Source organism: Brenneria izbisi (assembly GCF_025840185.1).
Taxonomy (GTDB): domain Bacteria; phylum Pseudomonadota; class Gammaproteobacteria; order Enterobacterales; family Enterobacteriaceae; genus Brenneria; species Brenneria izbisi.
Genome location: NZ_JAMPJU010000004.1, coordinates 120,791 through 135,739, shown reverse-complemented (window position 1 = coordinate 135,739; position 14,949 = coordinate 120,791). Strand labels below are relative to the sequence as shown.

General features: G+C 54.3%; 13 protein-coding genes. 8 read left to right on the top strand and 5 right to left on the bottom strand.

Going from position 1 to position 14,949, the window contains the following annotated elements:
- Positions 1–10: 10 nt before the first annotated feature.
- The 5 genes from NC856_RS07525 to gcvT all read right to left on the bottom strand — a co-directional run bounded on the left by NC856_RS07525 (position 11) and on the right by gcvT (position 6,451).
- Positions 11–856: a carbohydrate ABC transporter permease gene (locus NC856_RS07525; protein WP_264089807.1), complete on the bottom strand. Its 846-nt coding sequence runs from the start codon at positions 854–856 to the stop codon at positions 11–13.
- Complete coding sequence (locus NC856_RS07520) at positions 846–1,718, bottom strand: carbohydrate ABC transporter permease (RefSeq protein ID WP_264089806.1); 873 nt, start codon at positions 1,716–1,718, stop codon at positions 846–848. Before NC856_RS07520 ends, NC856_RS07525 begins: the two co-directional genes overlap by 11 nt.
- Before the next feature lie 218 nt (positions 1,719–1,936).
- Positions 1,937–4,810, bottom strand: coding sequence for an aminomethyl-transferring glycine dehydrogenase (gene gcvP / locus NC856_RS07515; protein ID WP_264089805.1), 2,874 nt, complete (start codon positions 4,808–4,810; stop codon positions 1,937–1,939).
- 99 nt (positions 4,811–4,909) lie between these two features.
- Entirely contained in the window at positions 4,910–5,302 is a 393-nt protein-coding gene (gene gcvH, locus NC856_RS07510; protein WP_264089804.1) for a glycine cleavage system protein GcvH, read from the bottom strand.
- A gap of 30 nt (positions 5,303–5,332) precedes the next feature.
- Positions 5,333–6,451, bottom strand: a complete 1,119-nt coding sequence (gene gcvT / locus NC856_RS07505) for a glycine cleavage system aminomethyltransferase GcvT (RefSeq protein ID WP_264089803.1) — start codon at positions 6,449–6,451, stop codon at positions 5,333–5,335.
- Positions 6,452–7,757: 1,306 nt separating this feature from the next.
- Between gcvT and NC856_RS07500 the strand changes: the two genes are divergently transcribed.
- From NC856_RS07500 to NC856_RS07465, 8 genes are all read left to right on the top strand, one after another.
- Positions 7,758–7,961, top strand: coding sequence for a Flp family type IVb pilin (locus NC856_RS07500; protein WP_264089802.1), 204 nt, complete (start codon positions 7,758–7,760; stop codon positions 7,959–7,961).
- Positions 7,962–8,468: an A24 family peptidase gene (locus tag NC856_RS07495; protein WP_264089801.1), complete on the top strand. Its 507-nt coding sequence runs from the start codon at positions 7,962–7,964 to the stop codon at positions 8,466–8,468.
- A 105-nt stretch (positions 8,469–8,573) separates the two neighbouring features.
- Complete coding sequence (gene cpaB, locus NC856_RS07490) at positions 8,574–9,500, top strand: Flp pilus assembly protein CpaB (protein WP_264089800.1); 927 nt, start codon at positions 8,574–8,576, stop codon at positions 9,498–9,500.
- A complete protein-coding gene (locus NC856_RS07485; protein WP_264089799.1) occupies positions 9,490–10,845 on the top strand; it encodes a type II and III secretion system protein family protein in 1,356 nt (451 codons plus the stop codon). Before cpaB ends, NC856_RS07485 begins: the two co-directional genes overlap by 11 nt.
- A 52-nt stretch (positions 10,846–10,897) precedes the next feature.
- Positions 10,898–11,320: a CpaD family pilus assembly lipoprotein gene (locus NC856_RS07480; RefSeq protein WP_264089798.1), complete on the top strand. Its 423-nt coding sequence runs from the start codon at positions 10,898–10,900 to the stop codon at positions 11,318–11,320.
- Between the two features lie 15 nt (positions 11,321–11,335).
- On the top strand, positions 11,336–12,535 hold the full coding sequence (locus tag NC856_RS07475; RefSeq protein WP_264089797.1) for an AAA family ATPase: 1,200 nt from the start codon (positions 11,336–11,338) through the stop codon (positions 12,533–12,535).
- Positions 12,536–12,538: 3 nt separating this feature from the next.
- Positions 12,539–13,969, top strand: coding sequence for a CpaF family protein (locus NC856_RS07470; RefSeq protein ID WP_264089796.1), 1,431 nt, complete (start codon positions 12,539–12,541; stop codon positions 13,967–13,969).
- Positions 13,966–14,949, top strand: coding sequence for a type II secretion system F family protein (locus NC856_RS07465; RefSeq protein WP_264089795.1), 984 nt, complete (start codon positions 13,966–13,968; stop codon positions 14,947–14,949). Before NC856_RS07470 ends, NC856_RS07465 begins: the two co-directional genes overlap by 4 nt.

Below are 14,949 nucleotides of genomic sequence, written 5' to 3'. Positions count from 1 at the left end.
CGCCAACCTCTTATTTAATGCCTGAAAAACCAAAACTGCTCAGAAACTGCTTCTGGAACAGCACAAACGCCAGCATCAGCGGCAGACACACCAGCAGCGTGCCGGCGCAGATCAACCCCCACTGCCCGCCGGATTCCGCACCCATGGCGAACGACACCAGACCAATAGTCAGCACCTGCTTATCGGGATCGTTGAGCACCATCAGCGGCCAGAGATATTCATTCCAGTGATAGGTAATACTGACGGTGGCGAAAGCCAGAATAGCGGGCCAGGTCATGGGGATAAGCACGTGAAACACCACCTGCCACCAGCGGCATCCTTCCATCAGCGCCGCTTCTTCAATTTCTTTGGCGATGTTGAGAAATGCCTGACGCATCAGGAAAACGCCAAACGCCGAGGCGAAATACGGCATCATCACGCCGGTCAGGGTGTTCAACAATCCCAGTTGCTTCAGCGTCATCATGTTCGGCACCATCATCACCACCGGCATGATCATCAATTGAATCAATAGCAGGTAAAACAACAACGTTTTGCCGCGAAACTGGTGATACGCGAAGATGTATCCGGCTGTGGTGATGGTCACCAGCTGAACCAGAAAGGTCCCCAGCGCAAAGATCACGGTATTGGCGTAAAGACGCAGCCAGTCCGCGCTATCCCACGCATCGCGAAAGTTGTCCAGCGTCAACGGCAAGCGAGGCAAGAGCGAGGCCATATCACTGCCGAAACTGCTGGTGCTAACGGAAGATGACAGCATCCAGATAAACGGGCTGATCCACAGAACGGCGGCGCAAAGCAATAACAGCGGCAGCGTAAAGCGCGTGGCGACACGCAACGGATGGCGGTGTTCAACGCTCATAATGGGCCCCTTTTTCCAGCACTTTCAGGTTCATGATGGAAAACGCAAACAGCAACACCAGCGTCAGAAAGGTGGCGGCGGAAGCTTTGCCGAGATCGTGGGTATCGTTCGCCAGATCCTGAATGTAGTAGAGCAGCACAGTAGTGGCGTTATTCGGCCCGCCGCGCGTCATGACCGCGACGTGGTCGATCTGCGTAATCGCGTAAATAAAGGCGATCGTCACCACAAACGCGATGGTTGGCCGCAACAATGGCAGCGTGATATAGAAAAAAATCTGACATCTCGATGCGCCTTCCATCAGCGCGGCTTCACGCGCCGAGGTGGAAATGGATTGTAAACCGGCGAGGAAAAACAGCATGTAGTAACCGGCGAATTTCCAGATGCCGATAACGCTTACCGCCACCAGCGCACTGTCGCTCATGCCCAGATAGTTGTTGTTCATCGGCCCGAACGCCTGCGCCAGATAATAATCCAGCAAGCCAAGGCCCGGCATGAAAATGAACAGCCACAGCGTCGCCGCGCTCACTAGCGGAATGATCATCGGAAAGAAAAACGCGGTGCGCAGCCAGCGATTGAGGCGCGTATTTTCCCATAACGCCACCGCCAGCACTAACGCCAGCAATACGCCGGGGATCACCGTCATCAGGATGTACAGCACATTATTCAGCAACGACTGCCAGAACACATCGTCATGCAACAGACGGACAAAATTATCCAGGCCGACAAAGCGCGGCTGATCGGCGTTCAGTCGGGCGTCATACAAACTGTCGATGACCGAACGCAACAGCGGGAAATAGGTGAAAGCGAAGAGGAAAACCAGCGTCGGCAGCAACACCAGGTATGGAAAGCATTTTGCACGCATAAGCATTTGCCACATCGTGTGAAACACAGAGGCATTACCATAGAGAGCTTGCATGTCAGAGAGGCGTCAGTTTAGTGACAGTTTGTTTTCCGCAAGAAAATATTTTCCTGCGAATTATTAATTCCGCTGGCAATCGCGGCATGATAAAGCGGGGATGAAAAAAGGGCCGCTCCCGTGAGAAGAGCGGCCCTGGTCCAATGTATTAATCAGCCTGGCATCTACGCGTAGTCGGATACCGGCACGCAAGAGCAAAACAAATTACGGTCGCCGTAAACGTCATCCAGACGTTTTACGCTCGGCCAGTATTTATGCTCGCTTCCTGCTGGAAACACCGCCAGTTCGCGGCTGTACGGATGCGTCCAGTCGGCGACCAGTTCCGACTGCGTATGCGGCGCGTTCACCAGTGGGTTGTCCGCCAGCGGCCACTCGCCTTGCGCCACACGATCAATTTCTGTTCGGATCGCCAGCATTGCGTCAATAAAGCGATCCAACTCCACCTGACTCTCTGACTCCGTCGGCTCGACCATCAATGTTCCCGCAACCGGGAATGACATGGTTGGCGCATGGAAACCGTAGTCGATCAGGCGTTTGGCGATATCCATTTCACTGATGCCGCTGCTCTCTTTCAGCGGACGGATATCAAGAATACATTCATGCGCCACGCGGCCATCCCGCCCGGTATAGAGCACCGGAAACGCGGATTGCAGCCGGACGGCGATATAATTGGCGTTGAGGATCGCCATCTGACTTGCCTGTTTCAGCCCTTGCGCCCCCATCATGCGGATATACATCCAACTGATCGGCAGAATGGAGGCGCTGCCGAACGGTGCGGCGGATACCGCGCCCTGCCCGGTCAGAACGCCGTCGATTTTCACTACCTGATGCCCCGGCACGAACGGCGCCAGATGCGCTTTAACGCCAATCGGCCCCATGCCCGGCCCGCCGCCGCCATGCGGAATACAGAACGTTTTATGCAGGTTTAAGTGAGACACATCCGCGCCAATGTAACCCGGCGTGGTAATACCGACCTGTGCGTTCATGTTGGCGCCATCCAGATAGACCTGGCCGCCATACTGATGCACGATCTGGCACACCTCGCGGATGGTTTCTTCATAAACGCCGTGCGTAGAGGGATAGGTCACCATGATGCAAGCCAGGCGCTCGCCCGCCGTCTGTGCTTTTTCGCGCAGATCGTGCAGATCGATATTGCCCTGCTTATCGCAGGCCACCACCACCACACTCATGCCCGCCATTTGTGCTGACGCCGGATTAGTGCCATGCGCGGAACTGGGGATCAGGCAGATATTACGCGCCGCCTGATGACGGCTTTCATGATAGCGGCGGATCGCCAGCAAGCCCGCATACTCGCCCTGCGCGCCCGAATTGGGCTGCATGCAGATCGCATCATACCCTGTCAGTTGCACCAGCCAACCGGAAAGCTGTTCGATCAGCTGCCGATAGCCAAGCGCCTGCTCTGGCGGACAAAACGGATGCAACTCCGCAAACTCCGGCCAGGTAATCGGCAGCATTTCCGCCGCCGCATTCAGCTTCATGGTGCAAGAACCGAGCGGGATCATCGCCTGATTGAGCGCCAAATCTTTTCGTTCCAGACGATGCAGATAACGCATCATTTCGGTTTCACTGTGATAACGATTGAAAACCGGGTGCGCTAAAATCGCCTCGCTGCGCTGTAAGGCGGCGGGAATAGAGTCCGATTGCTGGCTGACCGCCGTGTCAAGCGCGTCGATATCCAGGCCATGCGCGTCGCCCAGCAGCACGGCAAACAGCGCCTGCACATCGTCACGCGTGGTGGTTTCATCCAGCGTTATGCCGATCGCGCCATCCAGATCGCCCCGCAGGTTGATGCCGAAACTCAATGCACGACCAAGCACGGCGTTTTTATCCGCCACCTCGACCGTCAGGGTATCAAACCAAGATTGATGACGCAGCGTCATACCCGTCTGACGCAGGCCGAGCGCCAGAATATCCGTCAGACGATGAATGCGTCCGGCAATGCGCTTCAACCCTTCCGGGCCGTGGAAAACGGCATACAGGCCCGCGATGTTGGCCAGCAGCACCTGTGAGGTACAGATATTGGAGTTGGCTTTTTCGCGGCGGATATGCTGCTCGCGGGTCTGCATCGCCATACGTAACGCGGCATTTCCGGCGGCGTCGCACGAGACGCCGATAATCCGGCCCGGCATCGCGCGTTTATGTTCATCACGGCAGGCAAAAAAGGCCGCGTGCGGGCCGCCGTATCCCATCGGCACGCCAAAACGCTGGGCAGAGCCGAAAACGATATCCGCGCCTTGTTTGCCCGGTGCGGACAGCGCGACCAGCGCCATGATATCGGCGGCGACACAGCTAATCACCTGGCGGTTTTTCAGTTGCGCCATCAGGTTGCGGTAATCGTGTAATTCGCCCGTGGTGCCCGCCAGTTGTAACAACACGCCGAATACCGCGTCATCATCCAGCGCCGCTGCCGCGTTGCCCACCACCACGTCAAAACCAAACGTCTGAGCACGTGTGCGCACGACATCCAGAGTTTGCGGATGAACATCGTCAGCCACAAAAAATCGGTTGGCCTGCTTCAGTTTACTGATGCGTTTTGCCATCGCCATCGCTTCCGCCGCTGCGGTCGCTTCGTCCAGCAACGAGGCCGAAGCCAGTTCCAGCCCGGTTAAATCCTGTGTGACCTGTTGAAAATTCAGCAATGCTTCCAGACGCCCTTGCGACACTTCCGGCTGATAGGGCGTATAAGCCGTGTACCAGCCTGGGTTTTCCAGCACGTTACGCAGGATCACCGGCGGCATCAGCACTGCGCTGTATCCCATGCCGATATAGCTTTTATACCGCTGATTACGGCTGGCGATGGCTTTCAACTCAGCCAACGCCTGATGCTCGCTGGCCGCCTCGCCGACCGCGGGCGGGCTGGGCAATTGAATATCAGCCGGCACAATCTGCCGGATTAACGCATCCAGTGACGCCGCGCCGACCACGGACAGCATATGCTGCTGTTGGCTGGCGGAAGGACCGATGTGGCGTGCCACGAAAGCGCCGTCATGTTCAAGTTGGCTGAGAGTCTGAGTCATTACGGAAATTTCCTGCGTAAAACATGCCATTGCCCTGATTTGCTAGCGGGCAAGGGAACAAAAAAACGCCCCGGCTCAGCAGAGTCCGGGGCGCAGTCATTATTCATCTTCTTCCAGCGAGGCCTGATAGCTTTCAGCATCAAGCAGTTCATTCAGATCAGACTCATCGGACGATCTGATACGGAACAGCCAGCCATCGCTATACGGCGCGCTGTTAACCAGTTCGGGCGCATTTTCCAGTTCTTCATTAACTTCGATAATTTCGCCGCTGATCGGCGCATAAATATCAGAAGCCGCTTTTACCGATTCGGCGACCGCGCAATCATCGCCAGCCGCGACGATCGCACCGACTTCCGGCAGATCGATAAACACCATATCGCCCAACAATTCCTGCGCGTGATCGGTAATTCCCACGCTGTAAACACCTTCACCTTCCGACAGCACCCACTCATGCGAAGCGGTATATTTTAGTTCTGCTGGTACATCGCTCATTGCCACCCTCTCTTTTCCTTCACAAAACGGTTAATACTGCACAATGGGTTTCCCGGCGCGGACAAAACCGGGTTTGGTGACATGCACAGGTAGCTCACGATTACGGATCTGAACGATAGCCTGCTCACCAATGCCCGTCGGCACACGCGCCAATGCAATGCTTACGCCGAGCGTTGGTGAAAATGATCCGCTGGTAATAACCCCTTCCTGCATCACACCATCACTATCAGTAAAGCGCACAGGTAAATCATTACGCAACACGCCTTTTTCGGTCATCACCAGCCCGACCAATTGATCGGTGCCTTTTTCACGCTGTTTTTCCAGCGCTTCGCGGCCGATAAACTGACGATCCTGCGGTTGCCAGGCGATGGTCCAGCCCATGTTGGCAGCAAGCGGGGAGACGCTTTCATCCATATCCTGGCCGTAGAGATTCATCCCGGCTTCCAGCCGCAAGGTGTCGCGAGCGCCTAACCCACAAGGCTTAACCCCGGCGGCGGACAGTTGTTGCCAGAAGCTCGCCGCCTGTTCCTGCGGCAACGCAATTTCATAGCCGGCTTCGCCGGTGTAACCCGTCGTGGCAATGAAGAAATCCTGTGCCTGCATGCCAAAAAATGGCTTCATGCCGGCAATCCGTCCAATCTGATCGTCATTCAATGCGTTATGCGCTTTCAGCACCGACTGTACTTTTTCCTGGGCCGTTGGCCCCTGTACCGCGATCAGCGCCAAATCGCCGCGCTCATGAATCTCCACCATAAACGCCCTGGCGTGTTCGGTGATCCAGGCCAGATCTTTTTCCCGCGTGGCGGAGTTCACCACCAACCGGAACTCATTTTCCGTCAGAAAATAGACGATCAGATCGTCTATCACGCCGCCGGAAGCATTCAGCATGCCGGTGTATAACGCCTTACCCGGCTGTGTCAGCCTGGCGACATCATTGGCCAGCAGATAGCGGAGAAACTCACGCGTTCTGGCGCCGTGTAAATCCACAATCGTCATATGAGACACATCAAACATGCCGGCATCACGGCGTACAGTGTGATGTTCATCCAACTGAGAGCCATAATGCAGCGGCATCATCCAGCCGTGAAAATCAACCATTTTGGCGCTGGCCGCCAGATGCTGCTGATACAACGGAGTCTGCTTTACCATCTTTTCCCTCTGTCGCTGTTTTGCGCCTTGTCAGGGGGGAGAAAAGACATGACGCAAACGATACCCTGTGGGTGAACTTATCATCGAAAGCCCCGGTTAACCACCTGCTTATTCATAAGTAAAAATATATATATCCCGAAAAGAATACATTGCCCCACCATAATCAAATAGTTAAAAAAACCATAAAAAACAAATAAAAAAGCATTAGAAACCATTAAAAACAAAATTAACATATAATAATAGTAAAAAAGATGGATAAGTTAGAAAATCCCCGTTCACGGAAGCCGCCTTAAGGATTAGATTATGTAATGCGAAAATGATGTGAAATTAGATTATTTCAAGGATATCTTCTTCCATGCTGGATATGACACCGCGACACCAAGATAGATCAATAGATCAACGCCCCCTGCCCTGCGGAAAGTTAGCGCACAAACAGCACATAAGGTGGGTGAAAGGAAGATGAATTGATGTATCTGACGTCATTATTAAAAAATAAAGCGACATTTTTTAATAACACAAATTATAATATTAATTAACATAACCATAAAATATTTTCCCCACGTTGGTTTATTTATGAAGAAAACACAACACACATCACATTTTATATTTTTCTTTCAACACCCCCACCCAGTAACGTTAATTAAAAAAGAAATCAGTCAATTTCTGATAAGACATGATAAATACACATCATAATAATATTCAGCAGCCGAATCTCCTATTAGCGCCTCATAAAACCTTATATTTACCGACAAACTAACGATCGGCATAAACGATCAAAATAACAAATAAAACAGGTTTAGCCTATCAAAGTAACCAATATCGATCGGTATAAATGATTTGTTTTAAATTCTTTTTTTGTTTCTAATCCTAATCAACGAAAAATAGAGAAATAATTAATTTAATCAAATATTCATCACGCTTTCATTTGTGTGAAAAAAGAGTAAAAACCTTATTTATTTCCAATAAATAAAAATAGTTAACTATATGATAATTAACATTATATTTTATTATTTTAAATAACAGAAACACATAAAAAAGAAAAGTAAAAGCAATTCAAATTAATTAGCAGGATAATAATTCAAATATAATAAAATGGACACCTCAACTTAATGATTCATTCGAAAAATAATAGCCGCCCATTATTTTTACATAAAAATAATGGTGAGCTCTTATATTTTACTTGAGAAGCCTTTTTTGACTATCACACCCCGACTTCCGTGACGACGCTTAAGCGCCGCTATGGTTGAATGCTGTGGTTATATTATAGGACTTTCATTTTAATACATTAACTATTGGAGAAACGCTAATGCGTGATTTATTTAAGGCATTGAAAAAGGATGAACGAGGTGTGTCTGCACTGGAATATGCCATTCTTGCAGGTGTGTTGGTTGTGGTGATTGTCGCAGGAGTTACACAATTCGGTAATGACGTAAAAACGGTGTTCACTGATGCCGGACAGAGTGTCAAAACCGCGGTAAATGATGCCAGTAATGCAAATCCTAATCCATAAATGATGAATCCCGTCATAAAACTGACGGTATTAGTGTTGCTGGCAGGCCTGTTTGCGCTGCTGGCACACGCCGACCTGACTCGGCGCCGTCTGCCAAACCGCTGGATTGCATACTATGCCTTGCTCTTTCCCTTTTACGCCTGGGGTATGGACATGAACTGGACGCAACTCATTGGCCACGGTGTGACGGCGCTGGCGGCATTCCTGCTGCTGTTGTTGCTATTCACTCGCGGCGGCATCGGCGGCGGAGATGTCAAATTAGGCACGGTAGTGATGCTGTGGGCAGGGCTTTCATCCTCAGCAGCCGTGCTGATTGTCGTAAGTCTGGCAGGGGCATTGCTGGGTATGGCGGGCTGGTTGACGGACAAATGCCGCACGTCGCAAACCACATCAGGGACGGCATGGCAGGCAGCGTTGTCCGCACGTCGCGGTGTGCCTTATGGCGTTGCGCTGGTATGCGGAGGAATAACCGCGCTGGCGGAGCAATACGGTTGGATACCGACTTAAACCATCGTTATTCATTAGCAAAAACCAGGATGGTCTCTCTATGTTTACGTTTACTTATTTCCCTCATTCGCACGTTGCATCAGTCAAATCGGGAGCGGCCAACCCATGTCTTCTCTCCTGAAATTTGCCTTGATTCTGCTCGCCGCCGCCGTACTGACAGTGATCGTCCGGGTGCTGTTCGTCAGCGGCTCAGACGAGAATATTTCCCGTGAGGATAACATCCGGGTACGCGTGGCGGCGGCGACCTTACCGGCCGGCTTGTTGATGCGCGAAGGCGATCTCAGTTGGAAAACCTATACAAAATCCCAACTGCCGAAAGGCGCGTTGGTTGAAGGCAGCGACGACGCCATTCTGTATGGCGCGTTGGTGCGCAGACAGGTAACCGCGGGGACGCCCATTACCGCCGAAGACATTATTCGGCCCAGCGCGCCAGGCTTTCTGGCCGCCGTGCTGAAACCCGGCTCGCGCGCCGTTTCCGTGCCGATTGACGATGTTTCCGGCAATGCCGGGTTGATCCAGCCGGGCGATTTCGTCGATATCATCCTGACACAGCGTCTCAATCAGGCGGAAAACGGCCTGAATGCCAAGCATCGGCTGGTGGTCAGCGAAACGGTGGTGGAACGGGTGCGCGTAATTGCTGTCGGTTCGGAATTCCAGCGTCGGATAGATGAAAACAGCAAACCGAACCGCGCCAGAACCGTCACCATCGAAGTCGCGCAACGAGCGGCAGAGGCCGTTACCGTCGCCGCTCAACTCGGCAGCCTGTCGATGGCGCTGCGCAGTTTCGCGGTGGAAGACCGCAACATGCTCACCGATAACGATCCACTGGCAAAAACCGCGTCCGTCGTGGCGTGGAGCAGCGATCTCAGCAAAGAGAACCAGCCGGTATGGGGAAATGATATCTCACGCGCACTATCGGGAGAACAGGACGCTTCAGCAGAAAAACAGCCCCCTTCGTTAACCTCTCATCGGGTCATCATTTTGCGCGGTAGCCAACGACAGGAACAGGAATTTACCCCCTATGCACGTTAAAACGTTATTACATACGCTTATGGCGCTGCTGATGGCAGTCACCGCCTTGAGTCTGGTTCCGGGCGCACAAGCCCGACAAATGCTGGCGCTGTCGATCGGGGAAGGCAAACTGCTTAGCGTAAAAGGCGAAATCGCCACGGTATTCGTTGCCGACCCGGAAATCGCCGATGTGCAATCCCCGGCGGAAGGCGCCGTGCTGGTGCTCGGCAAACGCACGGGCAGCACTTCGCTGTATGTGCTGGGCGCGCAAGGCAAGACATTGCTGCAACGTACGCTGGTCGTAAGGCATAACCTGTCTGAAATGCAGACCATGCTGCGCCAGCGTTTCCCGACGCTACGGTTATCGCTGGCCTCCGGTCCCGGTTCCGTCATGGTTTCGGGCATGGCGCCGAACGCAGAGAGCGCCGAAGCCGTCATCCAGACCATACGGCCTTATCTGGGCGAAAAGGAGCAACTGCTCAATCAACTGAGCGTCAACAGTCCGGTACAGGTGCACCTGCGGGTGCGGGTGACGGAAGTCTCACGCGAGGTGACGCAGAAACTGGGCATCAACTGGGATGTATTGACCAAACCGGGAAACTTTATCATCGGCCTGGGAAACGGTCGTGATTTTAGCAGCGGCAACGGTTCGTCCTACCTACAAGCAAGCGAGGGTTATTCCTTCCTCGGCGGTTACAGCAGGGGCAATACCTCGATTCAGTCAATGATCGATGTGCTGGACAGAGAAGGCCTGATCAGCGTACTGGCGGAACCCAACCTGACTGCGGTTTCCGGCCAGACCGCCAGTTTCCTGGCGGGGGGGGAGTTTCCGGTTCCCGTCAAGCAGGACTCGGACACCATGACCGTCGAATTCAAGCCCTTCGGCGTGGCGCTGGACTTCACGCCCACGGTGCTATCCGATGATCGCATCAGCATCAAAGTCCGCCCGGAAGTCAGCGAGCTCGATCCCAACAGCAGTATCGTCATGGAAAACCTGACCATCCCCGGTATTTCCGTGCGCCGGGTGGAAACCACAGTGGAACTGGCCAGCGGTCAGAGTTTCGCCATCGGCGGATTGCTGCAACATAACGTCACCGATGTGCTGTCCAAAGTGCCTGGTCTGGGTTCTGTGCCGGTACTCGGCAAACTGTTCTCCTCTTCGGATTACCGCAACAACAAAAGCGAACTGGTGGTGATAGTCACGCCTTATCTGGTGCGCCCCAGCGCGCCGGGGCAGTTGACCACGCCGTTGAACAGCATGCGCCCGGCCTCCGATATCGAGTATCTGCTCCAGAAAAAAACCGGATTTGACCCTCATCAGAATAAGGTACCGCGCTTAACCGGCGCGGCAGGTTTTGTTTACTGACAATCATGGATGCGGCGATAGCGCCGCCCACTGATGGCATAGGAGTACAACAATGCGGATTTCCGTCACATTACGCCACGCGTCCTGCCGTCTGCTTCTGGCGATGGTATTGGGAGGAGTCGTACTGGGAGGCGTAGCTGGCTGTTCGTCATGGCAACGCGACCCGGACGGTATGCCGGATATATCGAGCATCCAGCTAAAACAACGCGGCAAACAGTGGGTGGCGTACCCGCCTTCCTGTTATGCGCTGGCGCAGCCTGAACGCGACTGGGACAACGCTAATCGCGCGCAGGTGGCGTTTGGCTGCGCCACCTACACCAATCTGGCGCATAGCCTGGTCCGTCCGCGGGATTTAGAGCTTCCCCGGCGCTATAAAGGTACGGCGGCGGAGGCCGCGACGGTATCGGTGACTCGCTATCGTGAAAACCGGGTTGAGCCACTACGTGAGTCCACCACGTTGAAAATCGATAAATAACACGGATATCAGTCTATGAGTGTGCTAACGGATATAGAACATGGCAACGCCCGCAGCGTCAATTTCGCTGCGTTTATTCAGGATGCAGAAGGCAAAGAGGAAGTCGCTCATTTCCTCAAGTCCAGTACGTTGACCGACTACAAAGTAGAGCGCGGCGGCGTGGATGAGGCCATTGCCTGGCTGAAGAAAGTCGAACGCTCCCCGCGTCGATTACTGGTGGATATCTCCGGTTCAGACGGCCCGCTGGATGATTTAAACCGGCTGGCCGACGCCTGCGAGCCCTGGGTACAGGTGTATGCCATCGGCGATCGCAATGATGTGGGCCTCTACCGCAGCCTACTGCAACAAGGCGTGCAGGATTATCTGGTCAAACCGTTGGGTTCGGGCCTATTGCGCAAAGTGTTGGACGAGGAAGGCAACACGCCGGTTCGTCAGCAGCGACTGGGAAAAGTCGTTGCCGTCGTCGGCACCCGTGGCGGTATCGGCACCAGCAGCGTGGCGGTACATCTGGCCAGAGGGCTTATCGCCGGCGGAACGCACCGGCGGATAGTCTACCTTGATCTCGATGTATATGGCGGCAGCGGCGCCTGTATGCTCGGCATTGCCGGCGGCAACGCGCTGATCGAGGTGATGGGTAACGCCGATCGCCTCGATGCGCAATATCTGGAACGGACCATGACCACGGTGGATAACCGGCTATACGCGCTCAGCGCCGAACTGGACTACGCCGATCCCTATAGCATTCAGGAAGGAAAACTGAGCAACCTGTGCGCCACCTTGAGTCAGTATTACCATTACATCATTCTGGATGTCCCGCAGCGCGGCGGCGCGCTGGCGTCAGAAGCGTTTCTCAATGCCAATCTTGCCTGCGTCGTGGCGGAACAATCGGTCTATTCAGCCAGAACGCTCCTGCGGCTGGTACGCCATATCGAGGCTCATCCGAACCCGGCCACGGTGTACAGCATCGTAAATCAACCCCAGCCGGTAAACCGCAATAAAGTCAACCTCAAGGACTTCGTGAAAACCATCGAACTGCCGGTCATTCCGATCGGTCACGATCCATTGGCGCTGTCGCTGTCGGAAAATCTCGCGTCGCCGCTGCCCGACAGCAGCCCGTTTGCTCAGGGGATCAAGCAACTCGTCAACCTGTTGACCGGAGAGGCAAACACCAGGTCACGCGATACCTGGTGGCTACCCTTAAGAATAAAGAGGTGACAAATGAGCTTTGGTCGCAAATCGGCAACAAAGCCAACATATGGGCCGACACGTCAGTCTGTTTTTTCTGAATCGCCATCGGCGCACGACAATGCGTTGATCCAGACGATTTCCGCCATCAGCGCCATCAGTCCGGCGCGCGCGGAGAACACCGCGTCGGAGAACACGGCGTCCGTCATTCGCTCCGCGCATTACGCCCTGATCAGACAAGCGGTATTTTCCACCATCGACGTGTCCGGCGCGCTGGCGCGCTCCTATGAAGAAGTGAAAGCGGATATCGAAACCATTATCGCTGAAACCGTGGTGATGGAAAATCTGTCGGTTCCTCTCAGTGAACAGCGTGTGATGGGACAGGAAATTCTCAATGATATGTTCGGCGTGGGACCGATTGAGCCTTTGCTGCAAGATGAAACAGTGTCCGACATCATGGTCAACGGGCCCGATCAGATCTACGTGGAACGCTTTGGGCGGCTGGAACTGACGCCGCTTAAATTTATCGACAACGCCCATGTCATCAGCGTGGCTCAGCGTATTGCCTCATCCGTGGGACGGCGGGTGGATGAAAGCAGCCCAATGGTGGATGCCAGACTGACCGATGGCAGCCGGGTAAACGTGATTCTGCCGCCGCTGGCCATCGACGGCGCATCCATTTCCATCCGTAAATTTTCCCGCCGGGATCTGACGCTAAAACGGCTGGTGTCCAAAGGCAGCCTGTCATCGGCGATGGCGAAAGTGCTGGAAATCGCCGCCGCCAGCCGGCTCAACGTGATTATTTCCGGCGGCACCGGTTCAGGGAAAACCACACTGCTTAATGCGCTGTCGCGCTTCATTTCCACCGCCGAACGCGTGATTACGGTTGAAGATGCCGCCGAGCTCCAGCTTCAGCAACCGCACGTCCTGCGCCTGGAAACCCGTCCGGCGAACCTGGAAGGCACAGGCCGGGTTACGCAAGGCGATTTGGTGCGCAACGCGCTGCGTATGCGCCCGGACAGAATCATCCTCGGTGAAACGCGCGGCGCGGAGGCGCTGGACGTACTTCAGGCGATGAATACCGGTCACGACGGATCAATGACCACCCTGCATGCCAATAATCCGCGTGACGCGCTGATCCGGCTTGAAAGTATGGTCTTGATGGCTAACGGTAATTTGCCGCTGTACTCCATCCGGCGGCAAATCGCCAGCGCGGTGCATCTGATCGTGCAGGTGGAACGCATGCGCGACGGTTCGAGACGCATCATCAGTATTACCGAACTGGCAGGCATGGAGGGCGACATTATCGTGACTCAGGATCTGTTCCGCTTCAACTATGACGCCAGCGCCTTTGAGGATGAAGTCTCCGGTTCCTTCGACAGTAGCGGCATGCGACCCATCTTCACTGAACGCGCACGTTATTACGGTATGGAAATCGCGCTGCAGGAGGCCATGCGACCATGACATTTTCCGATATCATTCTGGTACTCACCTTTGCGATTTTCGTTCTGTTCGGGCTGGCGGCGATGACGCTGGCCGATGTCGTGCAACAACGTCCGACCGCTCGTATCCGCCAGCGGCTGAAAACGCTGGTCAGCATTTCAAGCCATGCCTCGCGCCAGAAAATCGTAATGGAACTGGAGCGGGCGCAGGCTGAAGTCAGGCGGCGTCACCGGCGCAAGGCTATGGGAACGCTGGGTTATTATCTTAACCGGCTGGAAACAGTGGGCAATCGCCGCAGCTACCAGCAGCTTATCGCGGCGCAAGGCACCATCATCCTGACGGCGTCGGCGCTCTTCTATTTCGGACTGATACCCGTCGCCTGGTGGAGCGTTACGTTACTGTTTGTCGCGCTGCCCGTGGGATTGACGTTGGTGATTTACCGCAAACTGGTCGAACGCTTCAAACTGAGCTTTCTCATCCAGATGCCGGATGCCATTGATATGATCACCCGCGCCAGCCAAGCCGGAATACCGATTACGCAATCCATTCGCAACGTCGGTAACCACTTCGCCGCGCCGCTGGGACCGGAATTCCGGCGCATTGGGGACGGTCTGCTGCTGGGACACGATTTGCAGGAAGTCATGGACGAAGCGGTGCTGCGCATTGAACTGCCCGACTTCGCCTTTTTCGCCGTTTGCCTGTCGCTACAGCGCAGCACCGGCGGCTCGTTGACTGAATCGCTGGAAAATTTATCAACCATTATTCGTAACCGCCGCGACCTGCGTCTGAAAACCAAAGCGATGACGGCGGAAAGCCGCTTATCAGGCACTATCCTGACGTCGCTGCCGTTTATCATTTGCGGCGCGTTGTTCGCGCTCAGTCCCGACTACATCAACGTGCTGTTTTACACCACCGCTGGAAAACAACTGCTGTTTCTGGCGGCGACAATGCTCACGCTGGGGGTCTTGATGATCCGCAAAATCGCCAGAATGGAGATCTGA

Coding starts and splice junctions, on each gene's coding strand:
- NC856_RS07520 (WP_264089806.1), bottom strand. CDS start 1,718: ATGCGTGCAAAATGCTTTCCATACCTGGTGTTGCTGCCGACGCTGGTT.
- NC856_RS07525 (WP_264089807.1), bottom strand. CDS start 856: ATGAGCGTTGAACACCGCCATCCGTTGCGTGTCGCCACGCGCTTTACG.
- gcvH (WP_264089804.1), bottom strand. CDS start 5,302: ATGAGCGATGTACCAGCAGAACTAAAATATACCGCTTCGCATGAGTGG.
- NC856_RS07480 (WP_264089798.1), top strand. CDS start 10,898: ATGCGGATTTCCGTCACATTACGCCACGCGTCCTGCCGTCTGCTTCTG.
- NC856_RS07470 (WP_264089796.1), top strand. CDS start 12,539: ATGAGCTTTGGTCGCAAATCGGCAACAAAGCCAACATATGGGCCGACA.
- gcvT (WP_264089803.1), bottom strand. CDS start 6,451: ATGGTAAAGCAGACTCCGTTGTATCAGCAGCATCTGGCGGCCAGCGCC.
- cpaB (WP_264089800.1), top strand. CDS start 8,574: ATGTCTTCTCTCCTGAAATTTGCCTTGATTCTGCTCGCCGCCGCCGTA.
- NC856_RS07495 (WP_264089801.1), top strand. CDS start 7,962: ATGATGAATCCCGTCATAAAACTGACGGTATTAGTGTTGCTGGCAGGC.
- NC856_RS07465 (WP_264089795.1), top strand. CDS start 13,966: ATGACATTTTCCGATATCATTCTGGTACTCACCTTTGCGATTTTCGTT.
- gcvP (WP_264089805.1), bottom strand. CDS start 4,810: ATGACTCAGACTCTCAGCCAACTTGAACATGACGGCGCTTTCGTGGCA.
- NC856_RS07500 (WP_264089802.1), top strand. CDS start 7,758: ATGCGTGATTTATTTAAGGCATTGAAAAAGGATGAACGAGGTGTGTCT.
- NC856_RS07485 (WP_264089799.1), top strand. CDS start 9,490: ATGCACGTTAAAACGTTATTACATACGCTTATGGCGCTGCTGATGGCA.
- NC856_RS07475 (WP_264089797.1), top strand. CDS start 11,336: ATGAGTGTGCTAACGGATATAGAACATGGCAACGCCCGCAGCGTCAAT.